The sequence below is a fragment of the Ruegeria sp. SAZD013 genome, from assembly GCF_059612525.1.
Window position 1 is genome coordinate 79,714 of the sequence record NZ_JBXWQT010000009.1, and the last position, 22,086, is coordinate 101,799.

The window sequence follows — 22,086 nt, forward strand, 5'->3', positions numbered from 1 at the left end:
CCCGTTCTGCACCAGTTTGTTCTGGTGTGAGCGTGACCCAAAGAGTGCAACCGCTGGAAAACATGACTGGTTATCCAAGATTGTGGCGTGTGAACATGAATTGCCCGGATGGCAGGTTCGACCGGAAGTCAGCGGCACGACCGGACAGCGCCCTGTAGAACTGACGCAAGCCGGGCTCGATGTCTTCAGCCAGATTTTCGCACTGTTGGCACAAGGTATTGACCAGGCTGTTAGGGTGTCGATTTGTGATCGCCAAAATCAGCTCTGCATGTGCAACCCTGAGTTCCTGGAACGCCGCTGTTTGCAACAGGGCCTGATCGCCCACCAAAACAAAGACGGATTCCGGGTTGGCTTTGCCTTTCAGATCAACATGCCCGGCCTCTAACATGGCCAGATTCCCATGCGTGATTTCATGGACGCCGTTTGAAACGACGATGTCGTAGTCGACCGTTCGACAGCATTGTTCGATCCGCGCTGAGACATTCACGACGTCACCGATGACCGTATAGTTGAACCGTTTCTGCGAGCCGATATTGCCGACGCAGGCCTGTCCGGTCGCAAGCCCCGTTGCCAGCGCGATAGGGGGGCGGTTTCGCATGATGTCGGATGCATTGAACTCTGCCAAAGCGCGCCGCATCTTCAGCGCGGCTAATGCAGCCCGGCACGGGTGGTCAGCGACAGGTAAAGGCGCGTTCCAGAACGCCATAACAGCGTCGCCGATAAACTTGTCGATGGTTCCTCGTTCAGCCAGTATCTGGTCGCCGATACTGGAAAAAAGCGCATTCAGCAGCGAGACCAGCTCGGTGGCAGATGCGGACTCAGACAAAGGTGTAAAACCCCGGATGTCGGAAAACATCACTGTGATATCCTGCGTCTCACCTCCCAATTGCAGCTGATGTCCCGAGGCTTCCATCTCATCAAGGATCTCCGGGGCGACGTAATGAGAAAAGACTTTTCGGATTTTGCGCTTTTCCCGTTCGGTAGACAGGAAAAGATATCCTGCCAGCAGCCCGAAATTAGCCATGCCACCGATAAGCGGAAATGTGGCGTCGAACAAAACCGACTGGTTTTGAAAGACCAGCCAACTCAAAATCAGAACGGCGGCAGCGGCGACACCGCCTGCAATGAAAGATGCAACCGCACCAAAACTGGACATGACGGCAATCACGACAAGCCCGAGAAAGGCGAAGGCAAGCATTTCCTGCGCTGCGGTCACATCCGAGCGGCTTAGCATTTCGTTGGTCAGGACCTGTTCCAACACCTGGGCGTGAATTGAAACGCCGGGAACGCTCTCGCCAAGCGCCGTCTGGTGCATATCGAATAAACCGGCGGCCGACGTTCCTATCAGTATGATCCGCCCCTCAACTTCCGCCCGAACGTCCGCATCATCCGAGCCTTTGAGGATATCGTTGGCCGAAATATACAGCTCGGGCGCATCGCGCCTGTATCTCAGCCAAATCTCGCCGTTTTCTGTCGTTGGTATCCGGTATCCCCCGACCTCAACCGCCAACATTATGCCTGTTTCATCCTGCGCACCTTCGGCCACAATATTGGTCTCGCCCAAGGCAACTCTAAGGGCTTCAATTGACAGACCCGGCAACAGCCCATCCGGCCCGCGCCAAAGAACCGGCACGCGGCGCATGATACCTGTTCCGCCGATGGGCGAGACGTTGACCCCACCAATACCTGCCGCGGTCCGGCCCAACGGAGGCGCAATTGGCGTCCAATGAGGAACTGAAATTAGACCCGCGGCGGGATTTTCACCGAATTCAATGATACCTGCTTTTGCAGTGATGGGGTTTCCTTCCGCCGACATTCGTGCGGCAGTCCCAAGAACGACCGGCCAATAGGCGATTTCCATCCCAAGCAAGACATCATTATCGAGCTTTTGAGCGTGCCGTCCAACTGTGAGGACCCCTTCCAGCGATGGATCGTTCAGAAGCCGTGCGGGGGAAAACCGGTCAGGCTCAGCGAACAACATATCAAATGCAATAGCCGCAGCACCGTATTCACCCAGATTCTGAACCAATTGCGCCACCAGAGTCCGGGGCCAGGGCCATTGCCCCCAATTGGCCAGAGAGGCTTCGTCAATATCTACAACCCGTATGGGAAGGTCGGGATTGAACTCTCGCGGAGATGACCTTTGCAGAACGTCGAAATAGATCAGACGGGTCATTCGCACCGGATAGGGATCCATGACCCGGATGAAACAGCCCACCAGGATCAGACACAATCCGACAAGGCGGAACGCCCATTTCCCTGTCTTGGTTTTGCGCTTCTCGTTGCTCACGTCGTTCTCCGGACAAGTGAGTCCATTTCAGCTTTTCCGACAACGCTACCGGAGCAGCTCACTATTTGATTCTTGCTGCTCTGGATCTTCCTGACCTGGTTCCTCCCGATCAGGTTCTTCTGGTTCAGGTTCTTCCGGTTCCGGTTCAGGTTCTTCCGGTTCCGGTTCGGGTTCTACTTCCGGCTCTGGTTGTGACGGGGGCGATGGCGGTGCTGCGACGCTGATTGCGCGCGGCTGCGGCGCAGTTCTGCGAATGTCGGCCCTGTCGACTTTGGCCTGCTGCACGGGTGCACCTTCGCCAGAACACCCCTCAACCCTCACCTGTAATGGAGGCAGCAGGCCTTCCTGCGACTGAACAAATGGGAAACCAGATTTCAGCGCCTGATCATACTGCGCCTGATCAGCAGGCCGCCCGACTGTCCCGCCTCCACTGGTGGCATACATGCTGCATACGCGGCCTGTGGACCTGCAAGACCCCTGTGCACTGCACATTTGAACCGTTCCGTGCAGGACAAGCATTGCACTCTGGGTTTGTGATACGACCCACATGTCGAAAGTTGTGCCACGAACTGCCATAGTCGCAGTCGGTGTCTTGATCGAATATGCACCTTTTCGGCTTTTGCCGGAAATGAATCGAAAGCTGCCACCCAAGGCCTGCACGGCAAAGCTTTTGGCCTTTCGATTGCCGCGCAGCATAGTCACGTCCAACACCATATGCGCATTGGGGCCAACGGCAATTTTTGTTTCATCCACAAATACGATCTGTACCAAACCGCTGTGATCTGTAGATATCGTATCGCCTGATTCAACGTCCATTCCTGAAATGACAGGCTGAGTGTTTCCGGCGCGAATGATCTGAGCGCCTTGCTTGGCGCTGATAACTGTTCCGATGTTGGCAAGGGCCTGCGCCGGCATGAGCGCGACAACAAATACAACCAAAACAATCTTTAACCAAGTCAAACCAGAGCCCCTTCCCCCGACGGGTCTAAGTAAGCGCGAAGCGCGCCAAGCTCGATTTTTGCCCCCAGAAACGTGTTATTCTTATTCAAATGCTCTAAAATGCTAGCAATATTTATGCATTATGGTGTGTATTTGTAGCAAGTTGTTTTTTAATCCGCGTTTACCAGCTTAAACACTTACGGATATGTGGGCGATGGTCTCCGCCATGGTCAGTAGGTATGAACAACATGCTAACACCAATGGAAAAGAGAGCCGTAAGTGGGGCTAACTGGCAGGTGTTTAGCAAAGCAACTGAACAGGCCAAAGCGCAGTATCCGTCAAACTCGCGCATAGGGCACTTGGCTCATCGCTTTTCTCGCGATGAGCCTTGATGCTTTTGCAGCGTGTTGTTGAAGGATCAGAGGAATTGTTCGGGCAACAATGCGTCTGGCATGTTTTGGTAACACACTGGTCTCAGGAACCGCCGGATTGACAATGTGCCAACCGAGGTAGCACCGAAATTGGTCGAAGCGGGGTAGGGGCCGCCATGCACCATGCTGTCACAGACCTCGACGCCCGTGGGAAAGCCATTGGCCAGCACACGTCCGGCCTTGCGCTCGAGGATCGGCATCAGGGAACGCGCGGTGTCCATGTCCGCATCATCCATATGCAGGGTACAGGTCAGCTGACCTTGCAGGCTGTGTGCGACGGCCTGCATTTCGTCAGGCGTTTCGGCGGTCACAATAACGCCTAGCGGGCCAAAAACCTCTTCACCAAGGGTTTCGTTTGCCAGCCAGTTCACAGCATTGGTGCGATACAGGTGCGGGGACGCGGTGCGTTGGCCACACATCGAGGTCAGAACCTCCTGCACACCTGTTGTATTGGCGATCCTTGCCTGACCAGCTCGATAAGCGTCGGCGATGCCGTCGGTTAGCATGGTCTGCGCGGGTGTCTTTGACAGGGCGGTTCGCGCGGTCTCAGCGAAGCGGTCCGCTGCTGCACCCGCCAGCATAACGGCGACCCCGGGGTTGGTACAGAACTGACCTGCGCCCATGGTCAGCGACCCCGCCCAGTTCTGAGCAATGTTGTCGCCCCGGTTCGTCAGCGCAGCATCGAGAATGAACATCGGGTTGACCGAGCCAAGTTCACCGAAAAACGGGATTGGCTCAGGACGCGCGGCACACAGATCGAACAGTGCCCGACCACCAGCCAATGAGCCAGTGAATCCGACAGCCCTGATCAGCGGGTGTTGTACCAAAGCGGAACCTACGGTCCGGTCACCCCCCTGAATCAGACTGAAAACACCGGGATGAATTTTGCAGCGTTCGATGGCAGCATGTATGGCCTCGGCTATGATCTCACCGGTACCCGGGTGAGCGCTGTGCCCTTTTACGACAACGGGGCACCCAGCAGCCAAAGCGGCTGCGGTGTCGCCGCCTGCGGTTGAAAAGGCCAAAGGGAAATTCGAAGCACCGAATACAGCGACAGGGCCAATAGGGCGCTGAATCATTTTCAGATCCGGGCGCGGCAGCGGCGAGCGGTCTGGCAACGGGCCGTCGTGGCGCCGATCCAGATACTCACCGCTCAGAATATGTGTGGCAAACAAGCGAAGTTGACCCGATGTGCGACCCCGCTCCCCTTGCAGACGGGCCTCGGGCAGGCCGGTTTCCTGCGTGCCTATTGCAGTAATCGCCTCGGCGCGGGCTTCGATCTCATCTGCTATGGTATTCAGAAATGCCGCGCGGTCTTCCCGGGTCGAAAAACCATAGCTCCAGAACGCTTCTTCGGCAGCTTCCGCAGCTGCATCAACATCCTGAAGACGCCCCACCGAAAAACTGTGTGAAGATCCAAAAGCGGGCTGTGACTGAAAAACCGTGTCACCTGAAAGCCAATTTCCAGCGATGAGGTGCTTACCATGGGGGGAGCAGGTCATGAATGTTCCATATCTACGATTCTAATGTTATGGATAATGTATCCAATTAAGGAGGGCAATCAAGCGCCCTGTTAGGTCTCCTCCATGGCGCGTTTTGCCACGATCATCTCCAGCAGTTGTTCCTTTGTTCGCCGGATGTGCCGCATCAGCATGTCACAGGCTTCGTCGACGTTCCCTGCTTGCGCTAGTTTCAACAGCTCTCGATGTTCTTTTTTCGCCGGTTCCCGCTGCTTCATCACGCTCAGATGCATTCGGACATAGCGGTCTGATTGCAGATTGACGCGATCCAGCAATTCATTTGTCAGTTTCCTCTGCGATGCCGCGTAAAGGGCGGAGTGGTATTGATAGTTCAGGATCCCCCACTTCCCGACGTCATTCTCGTCATAAGACGCTTCCATCTGTGTCAATATGTCGTTGCATCGCGCAAAGTCGGCAGATGTCATCTGCGGAATGGCTCTGCGGAAAAGATCGACTTCAATAAGCATTCGAAGGTCGAATATCTCTCCGATTTCATTCAGGGAGTGCTTGGTGACTGATCCGCCCCGATTATTGGCCCATTGAATCAGGCCTTCAGCGTTCAGACGCTTCAGGGCCTCGCGGATGGGCATCCGCGATACGTCGTATTCCTCGGCCAGAGCTTCCTGGCGAATAGCTTCACCTTCGGCAAGTTCACCATTCAGTATCCGCTCACGAAGATCGTTCGCGATGACATCTGGTAGGCTTTGCTTGGTTATTGCGCGCTTTCCTGCCATATTTTTCCTGCCACTTGTTTGGGTACAGCTACCGGTTACCGGCGGTTATTCCAAGTTGAGCCGCGACGCGACCACTTAGAAAGCTGATTAAGGACACTCCGTTTAATAATGCATCCAATATCCATGTTGTTTCAACCCTGCTGAGACAGCGAGGTAAGACCAAGTGCGAATGGAACCTTCTGTGACCGCCTTTCCCTGAGAGCGGGCACGGTCAATGCACTATTTAGTCAGACACCCCAGGTGTCCGACAAGCGATACCCGCCAGGCCAGGGGTCATCTGGGTCAAGCATGTGTTGATGAATGCCGGTGATCCAGCCGCGCCCACTTATTTCGGGGACAATCGCGGCACGGCCCGCCACCTCGGTGGCATCGACGATCCTGCCAGTGAACCGTGATCCGATGATCGAGACCGCCTCGAATGTCTGACCCGGCGACATCAACCCCTTTGCAGCCATCAGCGCCATGCGTGCGGAAACCGCTGTACCCGTGGGCGATCTATCAACTTTGCCCGGTTGGATTGCGACGGCAGATTTGCCAGTTAATCCGGTCTCGGTCTGGCTGATCGGGCCGCAGAAAGCACAGAATGAAATGTGGTCCCAATCCGGGTTTTCAGGATGCGAAAACCCAAGCTGTTCATTGGCTGCATTGGTGATCTTCACCCCCAATCGGGCGATGTCACGGGCCTCGTGTTCGACAATCTCGAATCCCAATGCCTGTGCATCGACCACGACAAAACTGTCACCCCCATAGGCGGTATCAACCATGATCGTATCCAATCCGGGTACCTCAAGCGGGACGGACAGTTTGTCGGCAAAGCTGGGCAGGTTCTGCACGAAAATGCGTTGCGCTTTTCCACCGCTGCATTCCGCCCGTACACGAACCAGCCCGCCTGGGGCCTCAAGCACCATATGAGTTTCGGGTTCCTGCATCGGAATGATTCCGCCATCCAGCAATACGGTTGAAACACAGATCGAGTTCGAACCGGACATGGGTGGCGTGTCTTCGGGTTCCATAATGATAAAGGCCGCGTCGGCCTTGGGGTGTTTCGGGGGCACCAGAAGATTGACATGACGGAAAACACCGCCCCGAGGTTCGTTCAGAACGAAGTTGCGCAGCGTCTGGTCGCCCGCGACAAAGCTGCGCTGTTCCCACAAGGTATCGCCCGGTGGCGGGGCGACACCCCCAACGATAACATCCCCTACTTCGCCTTCTGCATGGGCTGAAATGACATGAACGGTTTTGCTGCTCCGCATCGGATCTCTCAATATTGTGCGACAGGCTCGCCCAGAGCGTCGAAAATCGGTGTAACGCCCAGACCCGGACGGGCGGGTGCGGTCATCCGGCCGTTGACACGCTTTGGCGCACCCTCGGCAATGTCCACCGTGCCGTAGGAATTGAAATCCGTGGCAGAGAATGTGAACTCGGACGGCGTTGAACGGGCCAGATGTGCAATCGCCGCAGTGGTAATGTCGCCACCCCAGGTGTCTTCGATCGTCATGGGGATGCCGTGCGCCACGCAGAGGTCACGCATAAGGCGGGCTTTGGTCAACCCTCCGACTTTCGAGATCTTGAGGTTGATCACATCCATCGCGTCTTCGGCAATGCCGCGGACCAGCGTGTTGGGGGTGTCGATCACCTCGTCCATCACGAAAGGCAACGCGGTGCGGCGGCGGATCGACACGCATTCCTCATACGTCAGGCAAGGCTGTTCCACATAGACATCCAGACCCGAAATCGCTCCCACCACGCGGGCGGCCTCGTGCCGGGTCCAGCCGGTATTGGCGTCCGCTACCAGCAGGTCCGTCTTTTTCAGAACGGCGCGGGTGGCGTGGATACGGTCAATGTCGTCATTGGCCTCGCCACCCACCTTGAGCTGAAACTTGGTGTAGCCTTCGGCGGCATAGCCTTCGATCTTTTTGGCCATGATCTCGGGTGCTTCCTGACTGATCGCGCGATAAAGCACCACATCGTCCTGCGCCGCGCCCCCCAGCAAGGTGTAAAGCGGCTGTTCCGTGGCCTTGCCCAGCAGATCCCAGCAGGCAATATCCACCGGGGCCTTGGCATAAGGATGACCCCGCAAGGCCGCATCCATCGTGCGGTTGATCTGACCGATATTCAGTGGGTCCTGCCCGATCAAATGCGGGGCCAGCTCTGCCAGCCCGGCCCGGACGCCGAGCGCGAAAGACGGCAGATAGGCCGAGCCAAGCGGGCAGCATTCGGCATAGCCTTTCAACCCCTCATCCGTGATGATTTCCAAAACGGTGCTGTCAAACACTTCGACAAAATTGCCGTTGGACCAGCTATAGCGGCCTTCTTTCAGCGGCAGATTCACCTGATATACGTTCAGCCCGGTGATTTTCATAAGGTGTTCTCCAGATTAGAAGCGTGTGGATGCGAAAGGTGACATATCGAGCACCGGCTTGGCGTCAGTGACCAGATCGGCCACCAGTTCGGCCGTGCCTGCGGATTGGGTCAGCCCCAGATGACCATGGCCAAAGGCATAAATCACCTTTGGTGCGCGCGAAGATCGGTCAATCACTGGCAGGCTGTCGGGCAGTGACGGGCGAAAGCCCATCCATTGCGTGCCGCCCTCTAGGTTAAGGTCTGGCATGAAGCGCCCGGCCTTGGCCAGCAACGTGTCAGCACGCCGGTAATTCGGGGCCAGCTTCAATCCACCCAGTTCGACCGCGCCACCGATGCGCACACCGCCGTTGATCCGGGTCACCACAAACCCTTGCCCCCCAAAGGTCAGATGCGTGCGCAGGTCAAAAGCGCCTTCGGGCAGGGTCGTGTTATAACCCCGCTCGGTCTCTAGCGGGATATGATCCCCTAGGGATTTGGCCAGTTGGTGTGACCAGGCTCCGGCGGCGACAATCACCTGACCTGCCGAAATGTCACCGTTGACGGTGACGAGACGCACGCCGTCATCGGTTGGTATCAGTGCCGTGATCCCTGCGATCTTAACCTGCCCACCGCGCGCGATGAACTGTTCCGCCAGATGCTTGGTCCAGCGGGCCGGATCGACGGTATTCATCCATGTCGGGGTAAAACCCGCATGGGTGAATCGCCGGTTCAGTCCGGGTTGAATCTCGGCAATTGCATCCGGACTGTCCAAAAGATCAAACGGAATGCCATGGTCCTTGCGCAGGTCCCAGGTGGGCAGGCTGGCACGGAATTCGCTCTCATTCTCGAACAACTGCAACTGGCCTTCGCGCTGCATCAGCGCCTCGCCGTCAACATACGCGATCTGGCGCTCCAGCGCGGCGCGGCTGTGGTTCATCAGCGCGGCTTGTGCGGACAGTGAGGCAGCATAACGATCCCGCCAACTGGCCCGCCAGAACCGGAGCATCCACGGTGCAATACTCAGCGCATAAGCGGGTGGAATCGACAAAGGCCCCAGCGGATCAAGCAGCCATTTTGGTGCTTTGCGCATGATCCCTGGGGTTGCAAGCGGCACGATATCTGTAAAGGCAAAGGCCCCGGCATTGCCCTTTGACGCTCCGGCTGCAACGCCTTCACGGTCCAGCACCAGCACCTGCCTTCCACGCTTTTGCAATTCCAGCGCAGCGCTGATGCCAATGATGCCAGCACCGATCACAACTATGTCCGTTTTGGTGTCATGCTGCATGGTTACAGGTTCTCAAATCGTGGTGCGGGGTCGGGGACCGGACAGTGTCTGTCCCCGGACTTGATTTCAAAGCGCGATACCATCACGGAACGGATCATTCGGCGCGAAAACCAACTTGCCTTCCGACATGATATGCGCCTGCCCGGTTAGGGTGGGAATGACACCCCCGTTTGGGCCGGGTTGGTAGCTCAGCACATAGGGGCTGCCGATCACGCTTTCCTGCACAATCTCTTCCCCGGCGGCCAGCGCCCCGTTTTCCGCCAGACAGGCGAGGCGCGCCGAACTGCCCGTACCGCAGGGCGACCGGTCATATTGATTGTCCGGGCACAGTACAAAGTTGCGGCTGTGAACATCCTTGTTGGGGGATTGATCCTGTAGGATCACGTGATCGACCAGTTCTCCGTTTTCACCACGCACGCCCTGTGCGATGCAGGCTTCACGTATGGCGATGGTCAGATCTGTCAACGCACGAGAATTTCCCGGATTCACCGGGATCGGGCTGGGATCAACAATGAAGAACCAATTTCCGCCATAGGCAAGATCGCCGGTTATCGACCCATGGCTGCCGACCTCAATTTGCACAGCTGCCCGCACGCGGCGGCTCTCGACATTTGTGACGCGCACGGTATTGGCGTCCAGCAACTCCACCGAGATGACCCCGACCGGGGTTTCCACCCGGTGCGTGCCCGGCCGGATCCGACCCATATGGGCCAGAGTGACACCCAAACCGATGGTGCCATGCCCGCACATGCCCAGAACGGCATCCGCATCGAAATAGATCACGCCGGTCTCGCATCTTGAATCTTCGGGCGCGACCAGAAGCGCGCCCACCATTCCGGGCTGTCCGCGCGGTTCCAGTAAGATGGATTTGTAGAACACCTCATGCTCGGTGGCCAAGCGTCGTGCACGCTCGGCCAGTGGGCCGGACCCCAGATCGGGGCCACCGTCGAGGATTACCCGCGTAGGCATTCCCCCGGTGTGACTGTCAATCACATGCATTCAGCAATGACCCCGCCCTGGTCGGACCAATCAGTAAACCAAGTGCGGAACAGGTCGTATTGCTGTTCGCAATAGTTGCGCTGGGCATCCGTCAACTCGTCGGTTTCGTTGAAGTGCAAGCGGTACTCTTCTTCGCCGTTCAGGACCAGCAGGTGTTTGTAATACAGTACCAGATCGGTGCCTTCGTCAAAGCTGGCCAGCACGCCAAAGGCTTCTTCCAGTTCCCGCGCGCGAAGGCGGGCTTCGGCATGACCGGCTGCCGCTTTCTGACACAGGGCCGCCAGCAGAAGTGCCTCTTTTGGCAGGGCAGTGCCAATCCCTGTGATCGAGCCGGTGGCGCCGCAATTGACGAAGCCATGGTAGACTTCGGTGTCTACACCAACCATCAGTGTGACCTGATCATCTTTCGAGGTAATGTGTTCCGCCGCATAGCGCAGATCGCTTTTGCCACCGAATTCCTTGAACCCAACCAGGTTGGGATGATCTGCGCGCAGTTCCAGGAACAGATCGGCGCGCGTCGCAAAGCCGTAAACCGGGCTGTTATAGATGATTGCCGGAATATCAGGTGCAGCCGACAGGATCGCTTTGAAATGGTTGCGCTGCGCCGCGATGGACGATCCACGCGACAATACACGCGGGATCACCATAAGCCCTGCCGCACCAACTTTTTGCGCATGTGCGGCAAGCGCTACGGCGGATTTCGAATTTATCGCACCGGTGCCGACGACAACGGGCAGTCCGGCTGCGATCAGACGTTCGACACCTTCCATCCGTTCGGCATCCGACAAGAGAGGCCAATCGCCCATCGAGCCGCAATAGACCACGGCGGACATGCCTGCTTCGATCATTTCCTTGCCCTTTTTCACCAGCGCGTCGAAATCCGGTGTCCGGTCCGGCTTGCAGGGGGTCATCAGGGCTGGCATGGTGCCGGTGAAGATATTCTGGGACATGAAGGTAACCTTCCTAATTGTATTGGGGCGGGGGCTTTTATCGCACATTCGACAGGAATTTGCGGGTATGTTCGGATTGGGCTTCGCTAAAAATCTGCGCGGGCGGACCGATCTCTTCCATCACGCCCTGATGAAAAAAAGCAACCCGGTCTGATACATCACGAGCGAAACCCATCTCATGCGTGACACAAATCATCGTCATCCCTTCTTCGGCCAATAACCGCATCGTGTCGAGAACCTCGCCCACCAGTTCAGGATCCAGCGCCGAGGTTGCTTCGTCAAACAGCATGTATTCCGGCTCCATCGCCAGCGCGCGGGCAATGGCAAGTCGCTGCTGCTGACCGCCCGATAAGGCCGAGGGAAAGACGTTCAGCTTCTCGCCCAACCCTACATGGGTCAACTGCTTTGCGGCAATGTCACACGCCTCGTCCCTCGACTTGCCTTTGACAATCTTCGGGGCCAACGCAACGTTTTCCAGTGCTGTCAGGTGCGGAAAGCTGTTCCATTGCTGGAACACCATCCCCAGCTTTGTGCGCAGCTTGTTGATGTCGGTGCCTTTAGCATGAACATCAATGCCATCAACCCTGACCGATCCTTGCTGGATCGGTTCCAGCCCGTTGATGCAATAGAGAAGGGTCGATTTACCGGAGCCTGACGCACCGATCACCGACAGAACTTCTCCTTTCTGCACATCCAGATCGATGCCTTTCAGCACATGCAGCGATCCGAAATATTTGTGCAGGTCGCGAATTTCGATCATTGGGCCCACCTTTTTTCTAGTGACGCGGAATACCGCGAAATCGGATAGCTGAGCGCGAAATAGAACGCGCCAGCGATTGTCAGGATCAGGAACGGTTCCTGCGTGCGGGTGATCAGGATCTGGCTGGCCTTGAGCAGCTCGACATAGCCCAGAACTGAGACCAGTGCGCTGTCTTTCATCACACCCAACGCGACCCCGACCCATGCCGGGAACACCGCGCGCCCACCGATCGGGAAGACGACATAGCGCAGATCCTGCCAATAGGTCATGCCCAGACTGCGCGCCGCGCGGCGCATCGGATCGCCGACGGCCTCAATCCCGCCGCGCGCGACATTCGCAACCAGTGCTGCCGTGTAGATGGACAGGATCACCACGCCCGAAGCGAACGGGTCCAGATTGAGTCCGACAATTGGTGCAAAGTTGTAAAACAGCACCAGTTGGATGATCAGAGGGACCGAACGGAAAATGTCCAGAACCGGAGCCAACGTCAGGGTCGCTGCCAGTTTGCCCTCGTACAGAAGCCAACCGCACACCATGCCAAAAACCGTTCCAATGGAAATCGAAAGCACTGAAATCCAGAGCGTTCGCAACGCGGCTTCGCCCAGAAACCACAGATCGTTGATGTTGAAGCCGCTGAAAAAGCTGACAGTGGGTTGCATCTGTGCCTCCTTCAGTAGCGGAAAAGCCGGGACGCCAGCAGGCGCGAGGCAAGAAGGATGATTTTGACGATCACGTAGTAGATGACCGCGGTGACGGCGAAATATTCAAAGATTCGGAAAGTGCGCGAGGCAAAGAACTGCGTCTCGCCCGACAGTTCCCGGAAGCCGACCAGCATACCCAGTGACGACATCAAAACAGCCCAGACCATCTGGTTCGTGATCGGATGATAGACAATGCGAAACACCTGCGGGATCACGACGCGTGTGTAAGCCTGCCACGCAGTCATGCCCAGCGATCGCGACGCACGTAACTGTGTCTCGGGGACGGCCTGAAAGCCGCCACGGAAGTTTTCAGCCAGATAACCGGCGCAATTGAATGTCAGTCCGGCCAGCACGATGAAGTACGGCGACAGATGCAGGCCAAAGGCACCAAGCCCGAAGCCGAAAAAGAACAGCTGGAACAGTGCCGGAGTATTGCGCGCCAGTTCGACCCAGGCTGAGGCGAACCAGTAAGGCAGTCCTTTCAGGTGCAGCCGCGTCAGTGCTAGACAAAGCCCGATGATGATGCCAAGGACCATTGCCAGCACGGCAACCTGTATCGTCAGCAGCGATGCTTCAAGCAGGTCTGGCAGGCTTTTCATCACCGGCCGCCAATGGAAGTTATAGTCGAACACGGGTGTTCCTCGCGCAATTTACCAGTCCTTTCGCCCGAAGAGAACCGGGCGAAAGGTTGGTACGGTAAAGGATCAGTACATTACGCCGGGAATGCGAAGTTCGGGGGCTTCGCCACCGACATAATTTCCCCAATGCTCCTGATAGCGGCCCGAACGCACCTGGTGGGTCACGAACAGGTTCAGGAAGTTCAGCCAGGTGACATCTTCGCGCTTGCCGACAACCGAAGTGTAGTCGGTGGTCCATGGCATGCGAGGACCGGCAACAACAGTGTCATATTGCTGGGTAATCGGCAGCACGGCAGTGTTTGTGGTAATGCCGATATCGGCCTTGCCCTGAGCCACCGCCAGGAACACTTCATTCTCGGATTGATAGCCCTGATAATTGCCTTCTTCACCCCATTCGGCGGCGATCTTCAGCCATTCCTGCTCGGGCACGGTGCCGATCGCGGCAGCCACGCGCTTGCCACGGATATCCTCGAAGGTTTCAATGCCACTTTCGGCATTCACCACACCCTGCGCATAATAGATGGCGTAAGGAATGGTAAAGCCCACCGTCCGCGCCCGTTCAAGGCTGTCCGAGGTTGCTCCGAACACAACGTCTGCGCGTCCGGTGACGATCACTGGCAGGCGTTCCGCCCAGGTCAGCGGCAGGATTTCGGCCTCAACTTCAAGAGCGGCGGCCAGATCATTGCAGTATTCGACATCAAAGCCTGCCGGTTCGTTATTCGCGTCGCGATACCCAATTGGCGGAAAATCCAACACAACACCGCAGCGCAATGTCCCGCGATCTACGACATCGTCCAGCGTGTCCGCCATCGCATGAACCGTGGTGATGGTGGTGAGGGCCGCCAGTGCGGCGAGTTTCTTGAGCATGTGATCCTCCCTGAATCAATCGATACGCGCAGCTATAGAGGATATTGTATCCAACATCCAGTATTTTGTTGAGCAGGGAAAGCCTGCTTTCAAAGGGTGTCATGGCTCTTGGGTGCGATTGAAATGACTGACTTGGCCCGCGTGGAAGGCCGTCATTCGACGGTGGCCAAATGGAATTGGCACCAGGTATTACTGAGTTGGAGGTTTTGGCCGAAAGTGGTCCGTCGTCAAACGTGAAGGTGCATTGTGCTCAGAAGCCGGGGTGCTTTCAGCTTGAGACGGAAAACGTTTTGTGATGGGAGTGTGTGACGCCTAGGCAACTCCAACCTGCGTCTCTTAAAGAAAACCGGCAATGCTGGCCCGCGCGACCAAATGTGCGTTCGGTCAGACTTTGACGGCTTGGAGTTCTTCGAGCAGGTCGAGGAGTTGATTGAGTTTTTCTTGTCCCATTTGTTTTTCGATACTTTGGTAGATCTGCAGAGAGGTTCCGAGGTTTTCGGCGAGGATGTTTCGTCCTTCGTTTGTGATCTTCACCATTGTGCGTCGTTTGTCATGGCTGTCCTGGCGGCGTGATATTTGGCCTTCGGCTTCCATCGTGCGCAGGATGCGGGTGAGGCTTGGCAACAACAGGCAGGCCTCTTTGGCGATTGAGCTTTGCTCCACTTCACCCAGCTCGTCCAGCACGCGCAGGATGCGCCATTTCTGCTCGGTCAGTTGTATCCCCTGCAGCATGTCCCGGATGGGGGCCATGACGGTTTCGCGTGCGCGCAGCAAGGCAATCGGTAGGGCGCGCGAGGTGTTCTTGGTGTGGCTTTGTTCACTCATGGCAGTCTTGTAATTCGCGGAGTCAAAAGATGCAAAGATTAACAAAGCAAGTTCTTGACAGTGGGGGTTCCAATTTACTAAACATGTTTACCATTTGAGGGGAGCACATGCCACATTTTCACGTCGAATATTCCGGCAATCTGGAAGACAGGATCGATATGAGTGGCTTGTGCGAATGCATCCGGGCCACGGCTGCCGGGATCAAGACATTCCCCCTGCCCGGTATTCGTGTCCGGGCCACGCGGGTCGATCACTATGCCATCGCGGACGGCAATCCGGCGCATGGGTTTATCGATATCTCGATCCGCCTGCGCGCTGGCCGGGCTGCGGATGTCAAACGGGACGCCACGCAGCGCATTTTCGAGGCGGTTGAGGCCTATCTGTCCCCCGCCTTCGCCGGACATTCCATCGCGCTCTCGCTTGAGATGCGTGACATTGACCCAGACCTTTCGCCCAAGACCGGCACGATCCGGGACCATTTGGGCGCGACCAACTAGGAGACCTGATCCATGAGCGCACTGGATACGAACATCGAGAAGCTGGCGGGCTTTCTGGCGCGGTTTAAGGAGACCGGCATCAAGAACCGGATCGCGGGCGAAGATCGCGACGGTTCCGCAGGGGTGTTCCAATCCACATCTCCGGTTGACAGGTCGGTGATCTGCGATGTCGCCCATGGCACTGCCGATGATATCGACGCTGCCGCCAATGCCGCTCATGTCGCATTTGCCGATTGGCGCGACATGCCTGCCACCGAGCGGCGCCGCATCTTGCTGAACGTTGCCGATGCGATCGAGGCCCGTGCCGAGGAAATTGCGCTGTGTGAATGCTGGGACACAGGCCAGACCCTGCGCTTTATGTCCAAGGCCGCGCTGCGGGGGGCCGAGAACTTCCGGTATTTCGCGGATCAGGTGATACAGGCGCGGGACGGTCAGCATCTTAAGTCGCAGACCCTGATGAACATCACCACGCGCGTTCCGATTGGTCCGGTGGGGGTGATCACGCCGTGGAACACGCCGTTCATGCTGTCGACATGGAAGATCGCGCCTGCTTTGGCCGCCGGGTGCACCGTGGTTCACAAACCGGCCGAAGATTCTCCGCTGTCCGCTCGCCTGCTGGTGGACATCGCCGAAGAGGCCGGGCTGCCCAAGGGGGTGCTGAACACCGTGAACGGGTTCGGCCCCGATGCGGGTAAAGCGTTGACGGAACATCCGTTGATCAAGGCGATTGCCTTTGTCGGTGAAAGCCGCACCGGCAGCAGCATCACCAAACAAGGTGCCGATACGCTCAAGCGGATGCATCTGGAGCTGGGCGGCAAGAACCCGGTTGTCGTGTTCGACGACGCCGATCTCGACCGGGCGCTGGATGCGGTGATCTTCATGATCTACTCGATCAATGGCGAGCGCTGCACGTCATCCTCGCGCCTGCTGGTGCAGGACACCATCAAGGAGGCGTTCGAGGCCAGGCTGATCGAACGGGTCAACACCATCAAGGTCGGCCATCCGCTAGATCCTGCGACCGAGATCGGGCCACTGGTGACCGAGGAGCACTATAACAAGGTGACCTCCTATTTTGACATCGCCAAAGAAGACGGTGCGACTGTCGCCGCCGGAGGTGCCAAGGTCGGCGACACAGGGTATTTCATTCGCCCAACCCTGTTTACCGATGCCAATAACCAGATGCGTATCGCGCGCGAAGAGATATTCGGCCCGGTTCTGACCTCGATCCCGTTCTCGACCGAGGACGAGGCGCTGCAGATCGCCAACGACACACCATACGGTCTGACCGGCTATGTCTGGACCAATGACCTGACCCGCGCCTTGCGGTTCACCGACAAGCTTGAAGCCGGGATGATCTGGGTGAACTCGGAAAACGTCCGCCACCTGCCCACCCCGTTCGGCGGCGTCAAGGCATCCGGTATCGGCCGCGACGGCGGCGACTGGAGTTTCGAGTTCTACATGGAACAAAAACACGTCGGCTTCGCAACAGGAAAACACAATATCATGCAGCTGGGGAAGTGAACTCGGGCAATGGCTCTGGTACACAAACGTCGGTAAACGCGAGGAGGAACTGTCATGGGAAAGATCGTACAAGCCGCGAAGATTACGCATGTGCCAAGTATCTGGATGTCCCATACGATGCCAAAATACAAAGGCATCCGGCAGTCTGCCATTGATGGTTATGCGCGCCTGCGCCAGCACGCGATAGATCGCGGGGTCGAGACGTTCCTTGTGTTCGACACTCATTGGATCACCAATCAGGGGTTTCACCTGAATACCAAAGAGCACCATAAAGGCCGCTTCATTAGCCACGAACTGCCACATATGCTGGCGGATATGGAGTTTGATTATCGCGGGGATCACGCGTTGGGGGAAACCATCCTTGATGTTCTGCGCGAGCGCGGTGAGCGGGCACTTGGCCATTCGCACCCCGATATGGGCATGGAATATGGCACCCTTCTGCCTATGCATTTCATCAACGAAGGGGTGAATGCCCGCGTTTTGCCTGTTGCAGTCAACCAGTTCTCGTCGATCCAGGAAAACCGCATCTGGGGTGAGGCCATTGCCGAAGGTATCCGACGTTCCGACCGGAAGGTTTCCGTAATGGCATCCGGCTCACTCAGCCATGACTTTACGCCCAATGAACGCTCGGTCGAAGGGTTGAATGCGGTAAACGGCGAGTTCAACCGCCAGATGGATATGCACGTGCTGGAGATGTGGGAACAGGGACGGTTTGAAGAGTTTCTTGAGATGCTTCCAGACTATGCAAAGAAATGTACAGGCGAATGCGCCATGAATGACACTGCTTTGCTGTTCGGAGCTCTGGGCTGGGGCAGCTACAAGGGTGAGATCGACATCTACACCCCCTACTTCGGCAGCTCTGGCACAGGTCAGGCGAATGTCAGTTTTTCGGTCTGAAGGCAGAACCCGGGACCTTTTCAATTGAAAAACGAACTCCTGTTCGGCTTTAGTCCACGAGCCGAACAGGTAAGGTCGGGGACTGGACGAATTGGTGCTCAGTTACAAAAGAAGGCTTGCGCATGGATTGGGACACGTTTTCGCATTGGGGTCAGCACATTTCGAAATGGGCGGCCGACTATCACAGAACTCTTGCCGGGCGCCCTGTTCGCGCACAGACCACACAAGGAGAAATCGCGGCCCAGCTAAAGGTATCGCCCCCCGATAGTGGCGAGCCGATGGAAGCCATCATGGCCGATTTCGAACAGATCGTGATGCCGGGTATTACTCATTGGCAACACCCCCGGTTCTTTGCCTATTTCCCGGCCAATGCAGCGCCCCCGTCGATGCTGGCTGAAATGCTGGTGACCACAATCGCGGCGCAATGCATGTTATGGCAGACCTCGCCAGCTGCGACTGAAGTCGAAGGTGTCATGGTCGATTGGCTGCGGCAAGCGCTTGGATTGCCGGAAGGTATGACCGGAGTTATTCAGGACAGTGCATCATCAGCCACGTTGTCGGCTGTGTTGACAATGCGGGAACGGGCAACAGGGTTTACCGGCAACCGCGAAGGCCTGAACGCCAAGGGCGCGCTGCGCATTTACTGTTCGGATCAGGTGCATTCGTCGATTGATCGGGCTTGCTGGGTTGCGGGGATTGGTCAGGACAATCTGGTGAAACTGCCTACAGGTGGTCCGACCTTTGCGATTGATGCAGGGGCTCTTGACGCCGCAATTCAGGGTGACATCGCGGCTGGGTATGTGCCTGCCGGTATCATTGCAATTACGGGCGGTACCGGGGTTGGGGCCTGCGATGATCTGGTAGCGGTCGCTGAGATTGCGCAAAAATACGACCTCTACACACATCTAGACGCGGCCTGGGCGGGGTCGGCGATGATCTGCCCCGAGTTTCGTGAGGCCCTTTGGCCCGGGGCGGACCGTTACGACAGCATTGTCTTCAACCCCCATAAATGGATGGGTGCGCAGTTCGATTGCGCGATCCAGTTTCTGCGGGACGCCGCGCCACAGCTCAACACGCTTAAGATCGAACCGGAATACCTCAAGACCACTGGGGCAGAGGTGACGAATTATTCGGAATGGACCATCCCCCTGGGTCGACGGTTCCGGGCATTGAAGATCTGGTTCTTGTTGCGATCATACGGTCTCGACGGGTTGCGGGACCGTATTCGCAACCATGTGCTCTGGGCCAATGAACTTGCAGAAAAGATCGGCGCGATGGAGGGGTTTGAGGTCACCACCGGCCCGATCCTGAGCCTGTTTTCCTTTCGCTGTCCTGGGGATGACGCCGCGCAGCAGCGGCTGGTGGATGCGCTGAATGACGATGGCAGAATTTACTTGACGCAAGGCATGTTCGATGGCCGCAAGATCATCCGCTTTCAGGTTGGGCAATTCGACACATCCCGCGATGACGTGCTGATGGCCGCGGATGTCATCCGCGATGTCTGGGAGAGCCTGCCATGAAATTCGCAACGTTAAGTGTTGCAAGGGATACCGTCTTTCGCGCGATTACCTAGGATGGTGCGATCACTCTGAATGGTGATTTCCCCGAGTTTTCCAGCCCGTATGAGGTTATCGCCACAGGTGAGTTTGCCCAAACTGAAGACTAAGAAAACCGAACCCGCACCCTCTCGTTCTGATTGAGGGACCACCGGGGGGAAGGTCAGATGTTCAAACGGCTGGTGCCGCAGAGTACTTTCTTGAATTGAACAGATCAAACATGTCGGACGAAGAGGTCATGGCAGCGAAACGGCTCTTTTTGGACAATCTGAAGGTGCGCAAGAAGTAAAAAGGTGGCCGCGCGCTCGCCGCTGTCGCGGTCTTTACTGGCGCGCCTCAGGATAGCCGACCAGTCTGACCTGAGATTTCAGAATAACACACGTGACCAGCCCCAAGCGTGTTTTCCCCAAGGGGGCACGCCTATAGCTTTTGCACACCATGCATGGTCAGGGTGCTCACCAGATCGGCATAATCCTCGCGGGCTTTGGGGCCTGCGCCGGTGTTCCACATGTAATACCAGTTTAACATGCCAAAGACTGACATCGTCGCTCCCCGAAGCTTGTCCTTGGCTCCGTCAAAAGAACCGGGGGACAACTCCAGAAGTATGTCGCGTACAAAGTTCACCAGATCAAGCTGATAGCCCCGTAGCCTTTTTTGCTGTTCCTCGGTCAGTGCGCTCATGCCACTGATCTGAACCCGGTGCTCGTCATCTGCACCCTGATAGGCAAAAAGGATCTCGCGCACTGCTTTGCGCAGTTTCTGTTCGGGGCTAAGGCCGTCCAGATCAACATTGCAAATCCGGTCCCGCAACTCACGCAAGTACGTTTCAAGGATGTCATACAGGATGGCATCCTTGCTGTCATAGTAGTGGTATATGTTTGCTTTCGAGATCCCACATTCTTTGGCCAAAAGGGTCATCGAAGCACGGTCAAACCCCTGGTCGGCAAACACTTTTGCCGCCATCTTCAGGATCTGCTCTCGCTTTTGGTCGTGGTCTTTAGCAATTGTCCGGGCCACGGCTCAGTCCTTATCGCGATTGTCTACAACGCGCTTCGCCTTGCCCTGAGAGCGTTCGACGTCGCCGGGGTCCCCTACTACAATTTCGGTTGAAACGCCAACGACGTCCTTGATCCGCTTGGTCAGCATCCGAGCAGCGGCCGTTTTTGACAGCTCGTCGGTGGAATCGGGGGAGGATTCAACAAAGACCCGCATGGCGTCCATGCGACCGGATTTATAGAGCTCGATCTGGTAATAGGGGGCAAGACCGCCCGTTGCCATGACCTGTTCCTCGATCTGGCTGGGGAAGACGTTGACGCCGCGCAGGATCATCATGTCGTCGCTGCGACCGGTGATCTTTGCCATCCGGCGCATTGACCTTGCTGTCCCCGGCAGCAGGCACGTCAGATCGCGTGTGCGGTAGCGGATCATCGGCAGCCCTTCTTTGGTCAGAGTCGTGAACACCAATTCTCCGGTTTCGCCATCGGGCAGGACTTCTCCGGTCGCCGGGTCGATGATTTCCGGCAGGAAATGATCCTCCCAGATTACAGGTCCGTCTTTTGTTTCAACGCATTCATTGGCGACTCCGGGGCCCATGATCTCGGACAGGCCATAGATATCGACGGCGTGCATGTCGAAGGCTGCCTCGACCTCGGCCCGCATCGCGTCAGTCCAGGGTTCGGCGCCAAAAACGCCAACCTTCAGCGAGCTCTCACGTGGGTCGAGACCCGCCTTGTGGAACTGTTCTAGGATATTGAGCATGTAGGAGGGTGTAACCATGATACCGTCAGGACGGAAATCGTTGATCAGATTGACCTGCTTTTCGGTTTGCCCGCCCGACATCGGGACGACAGTCGCGCCAAGGCGTTCGATCCCGTAATGGGCACCTAGCCCACCGGTGAACAGCCCATAGCCGTAGGCATTGTGCACCATGTCGCCCTTGCGCAGCCCAGACGCCCGAAGAGAGCGCGCGCCAAGGTCAGCCCAATTGTCGATGTCATTCTTTGTGTAACCGACCACTGTCGGTTTGCCTGTCGTGCCGGAGGACGCGTGCAGGCGAATTATCTCGCTGCGCGGGACCGCAAAAAGACCAAACGGATAGTTGTCGCGCAGGTCGTTTTTATACGTGAACGGAAACTTTGACAAATCCGAAAGCTGCTGAAGATCGTCGGGATGCACGCCAGCCTCGTCAAAGCGCTGCTTGTACATCGGAACGTTTTCATAGGCGTGACGCACGGACCATTTCAGGCGCTCAAGCTGCGTGGCGCGAATTTCGTCGATCGAGGCGATTTCGATCGGGTCCAGGTCCGCTTTGTTGGGGGTAAGGTCTTCCATCG

The 22,086-nt window shown here is 56.9% G+C and carries 20 protein-coding genes; 4 read left to right on the top strand and 16 right to left on the bottom strand.

Features of this window, described 5'->3' with window-relative positions:
* Positions 1-70: 70 nt before the first annotated feature.
* The 14 genes from AC2FLU_RS01245 to hpaR all read right to left on the bottom strand — a co-directional run bounded on the left by AC2FLU_RS01245 (position 71) and on the right by hpaR (position 15,282).
* Positions 71-2,290 (bottom strand): CHASE2 domain-containing protein, encoded by a 2,220-nt coding sequence (locus tag AC2FLU_RS01245; RefSeq protein WP_496809287.1) that lies wholly within the window; start codon positions 2,288-2,290, stop codon positions 71-73.
* Between the two features lie 45 nt (positions 2,291-2,335).
* Positions 2,336-3,250: a FecR family protein gene (locus AC2FLU_RS01250; RefSeq protein WP_496809288.1), complete on the bottom strand. Its 915-nt coding sequence runs from the start codon at positions 3,248-3,250 to the stop codon at positions 2,336-2,338.
* A gap of 397 nt (positions 3,251-3,647) precedes the next feature.
* A complete protein-coding gene (locus tag AC2FLU_RS01255; protein WP_480520585.1) occupies positions 3,648-5,162 on the bottom strand; it encodes an aldehyde dehydrogenase (NADP(+)) in 1,515 nt (504 codons plus the stop codon).
* Between the two features lie 71 nt (positions 5,163-5,233).
* Complete coding sequence (locus AC2FLU_RS01260) at positions 5,234-5,914, bottom strand: GntR family transcriptional regulator (RefSeq protein ID WP_480478132.1); 681 nt, start codon at positions 5,912-5,914, stop codon at positions 5,234-5,236.
* Between the two features lie 227 nt (positions 5,915-6,141).
* Positions 6,142-7,167 (bottom strand): trans-3-hydroxy-L-proline dehydratase, encoded by a 1,026-nt coding sequence (locus AC2FLU_RS01265; protein ID WP_480555189.1) that lies wholly within the window; start codon positions 7,165-7,167, stop codon positions 6,142-6,144.
* Positions 7,168-7,175: 8 nt separating this feature from the next.
* Positions 7,176-8,276: a cis-3-hydroxy-L-proline dehydratase gene (locus tag AC2FLU_RS01270; protein WP_480520581.1), complete on the bottom strand. Its 1,101-nt coding sequence runs from the start codon at positions 8,274-8,276 to the stop codon at positions 7,176-7,178.
* 15 nt (positions 8,277-8,291) lie between these two features.
* Positions 8,292-9,542: an NAD(P)/FAD-dependent oxidoreductase gene (locus AC2FLU_RS01275; protein WP_496809289.1), complete on the bottom strand. Its 1,251-nt coding sequence runs from the start codon at positions 9,540-9,542 to the stop codon at positions 8,292-8,294.
* Positions 9,543-9,608: 66 nt separating this feature from the next.
* Positions 9,609-10,541 (bottom strand): 4-hydroxyproline epimerase, encoded by a 933-nt coding sequence (locus AC2FLU_RS01280; RefSeq protein ID WP_496811765.1) that lies wholly within the window; start codon positions 10,539-10,541, stop codon positions 9,609-9,611.
* Positions 10,532-11,491, bottom strand: coding sequence for a dihydrodipicolinate synthase family protein (locus tag AC2FLU_RS01285; RefSeq protein WP_480478142.1), 960 nt, complete (start codon positions 11,489-11,491; stop codon positions 10,532-10,534). The genes AC2FLU_RS01280 and AC2FLU_RS01285 overlap by 10 nt, the downstream gene beginning before the upstream one ends.
* Positions 11,492-11,528: 37 nt before the next feature.
* A complete protein-coding gene (locus AC2FLU_RS01290) occupies positions 11,529-12,251 on the bottom strand; it encodes an amino acid ABC transporter ATP-binding protein (protein WP_496716253.1) in 723 nt (240 codons plus the stop codon).
* Positions 12,248-12,910, bottom strand: a complete 663-nt coding sequence (locus AC2FLU_RS01295) for an amino acid ABC transporter permease (RefSeq protein ID WP_480623686.1) — start codon at positions 12,908-12,910, stop codon at positions 12,248-12,250. Before AC2FLU_RS01295 ends, AC2FLU_RS01290 begins: the two co-directional genes overlap by 4 nt.
* Before the next feature lie 11 nt (positions 12,911-12,921).
* Entirely contained in the window at positions 12,922-13,584 is a 663-nt protein-coding gene (locus tag AC2FLU_RS01300) for an amino acid ABC transporter permease (RefSeq protein ID WP_480478148.1), read from the bottom strand.
* Positions 13,585-13,656: 72 nt separating this feature from the next.
* The gene (locus tag AC2FLU_RS01305; RefSeq protein WP_496716256.1) at positions 13,657-14,457 is read right to left on the bottom strand and encodes a transporter substrate-binding domain-containing protein; all 801 of its coding nucleotides are present in this window, start codon (positions 14,455-14,457) and stop codon (positions 13,657-13,659) included.
* A gap of 384 nt (positions 14,458-14,841) precedes the next feature.
* On the bottom strand, positions 14,842-15,282 hold the full coding sequence (hpaR, locus tag AC2FLU_RS01310; RefSeq protein WP_480521553.1) for a homoprotocatechuate degradation operon regulator HpaR: 441 nt from the start codon (positions 15,280-15,282) through the stop codon (positions 14,842-14,844).
* 107 nt (positions 15,283-15,389) lie between these two features.
* Between hpaR and AC2FLU_RS01315 the strand changes: the two genes are divergently transcribed.
* The 4 genes from AC2FLU_RS01315 to AC2FLU_RS01330 all read left to right on the top strand — a co-directional run bounded on the left by AC2FLU_RS01315 (position 15,390) and on the right by AC2FLU_RS01330 (position 19,717).
* The gene (locus AC2FLU_RS01315) at positions 15,390-15,779 is read left to right on the top strand and encodes a 5-carboxymethyl-2-hydroxymuconate Delta-isomerase (protein ID WP_496809291.1); all 390 of its coding nucleotides are present in this window, start codon (positions 15,390-15,392) and stop codon (positions 15,777-15,779) included.
* A 12-nt stretch (positions 15,780-15,791) separates the two neighbouring features.
* Positions 15,792-17,300, top strand: coding sequence for a 5-carboxymethyl-2-hydroxymuconate semialdehyde dehydrogenase (gene hpaE / locus AC2FLU_RS01320; protein ID WP_496809292.1), 1,509 nt, complete (start codon positions 15,792-15,794; stop codon positions 17,298-17,300).
* Positions 17,301-17,354: 54 nt separating this feature from the next.
* A complete protein-coding gene (gene hpaD / locus AC2FLU_RS01325; protein ID WP_496716259.1) occupies positions 17,355-18,197 on the top strand; it encodes a 3,4-dihydroxyphenylacetate 2,3-dioxygenase in 843 nt (280 codons plus the stop codon).
* 122 nt (positions 18,198-18,319) lie between these two features.
* On the top strand, positions 18,320-19,717 hold the full coding sequence (locus AC2FLU_RS01330; RefSeq protein WP_480555176.1) for a pyridoxal phosphate-dependent decarboxylase family protein: 1,398 nt from the start codon (positions 18,320-18,322) through the stop codon (positions 19,715-19,717).
* A gap of 456 nt (positions 19,718-20,173) precedes the next feature.
* Here AC2FLU_RS01330 and AC2FLU_RS01335 read toward each other — a convergent pair whose 3' ends face one another.
* Both AC2FLU_RS01335 and paaK read right to left on the bottom strand, forming a co-directional pair.
* Complete coding sequence (locus AC2FLU_RS01335) at positions 20,174-20,770, bottom strand: TetR/AcrR family transcriptional regulator (RefSeq protein WP_480478162.1); 597 nt, start codon at positions 20,768-20,770, stop codon at positions 20,174-20,176.
* 3 nt (positions 20,771-20,773) lie between these two features.
* On the bottom strand, positions 20,774-22,084 hold the full coding sequence (paaK, locus tag AC2FLU_RS01340; RefSeq protein ID WP_480478164.1) for a phenylacetate--CoA ligase PaaK: 1,311 nt from the start codon (positions 22,082-22,084) through the stop codon (positions 20,774-20,776).
* Positions 22,085-22,086: the final 2 nt, after the last annotated feature.

Coding starts and splice junctions, on each gene's coding strand:
- hpaD (WP_496716259.1), top strand. CDS start 17,355: ATGGGAAAGATCGTACAAGCCGCGAAGATTACGCATGTGCCAAGTATC.
- AC2FLU_RS01275 (WP_496809289.1), bottom strand. CDS start 9,542: ATGCAGCATGACACCAAAACGGACATAGTTGTGATCGGTGCTGGCATC.
- AC2FLU_RS01330 (WP_480555176.1), top strand. CDS start 18,320: ATGGATTGGGACACGTTTTCGCATTGGGGTCAGCACATTTCGAAATGG.
- hpaR (WP_480521553.1), bottom strand. CDS start 15,282: ATGAGTGAACAAAGCCACACCAAGAACACCTCGCGCGCCCTACCGATT.
- AC2FLU_RS01270 (WP_480520581.1), bottom strand. CDS start 8,276: ATGAAAATCACCGGGCTGAACGTATATCAGGTGAATCTGCCGCTGAAA.
- AC2FLU_RS01265 (WP_480555189.1), bottom strand. CDS start 7,167: ATGCGGAGCAGCAAAACCGTTCATGTCATTTCAGCCCATGCAGAAGGC.
- AC2FLU_RS01305 (WP_496716256.1), bottom strand. CDS start 14,457: ATGCTCAAGAAACTCGCCGCACTGGCGGCCCTCACCACCATCACCACG.
- AC2FLU_RS01290 (WP_496716253.1), bottom strand. CDS start 12,251: ATGATCGAAATTCGCGACCTGCACAAATATTTCGGATCGCTGCATGTG.
- AC2FLU_RS01260 (WP_480478132.1), bottom strand. CDS start 5,914: ATGGCAGGAAAGCGCGCAATAACCAAGCAAAGCCTACCAGATGTCATC.
- paaK (WP_480478164.1), bottom strand. CDS start 22,084: ATGGAAGACCTTACCCCCAACAAAGCGGACCTGGACCCGATCGAAATC.
- AC2FLU_RS01295 (WP_480623686.1), bottom strand. CDS start 12,910: ATGCAACCCACTGTCAGCTTTTTCAGCGGCTTCAACATCAACGATCTG.
- hpaE (WP_496809292.1), top strand. CDS start 15,792: ATGAGCGCACTGGATACGAACATCGAGAAGCTGGCGGGCTTTCTGGCG.
- AC2FLU_RS01280 (WP_496811765.1), bottom strand. CDS start 10,541: ATGCATGTGATTGACAGTCACACCGGGGGAATGCCTACGCGGGTAATC.
- AC2FLU_RS01315 (WP_496809291.1), top strand. CDS start 15,390: ATGCCACATTTTCACGTCGAATATTCCGGCAATCTGGAAGACAGGATC.
- AC2FLU_RS01255 (WP_480520585.1), bottom strand. CDS start 5,162: ATGACCTGCTCCCCCCATGGTAAGCACCTCATCGCTGGAAATTGGCTT.
- AC2FLU_RS01285 (WP_480478142.1), bottom strand. CDS start 11,491: ATGTCCCAGAATATCTTCACCGGCACCATGCCAGCCCTGATGACCCCC.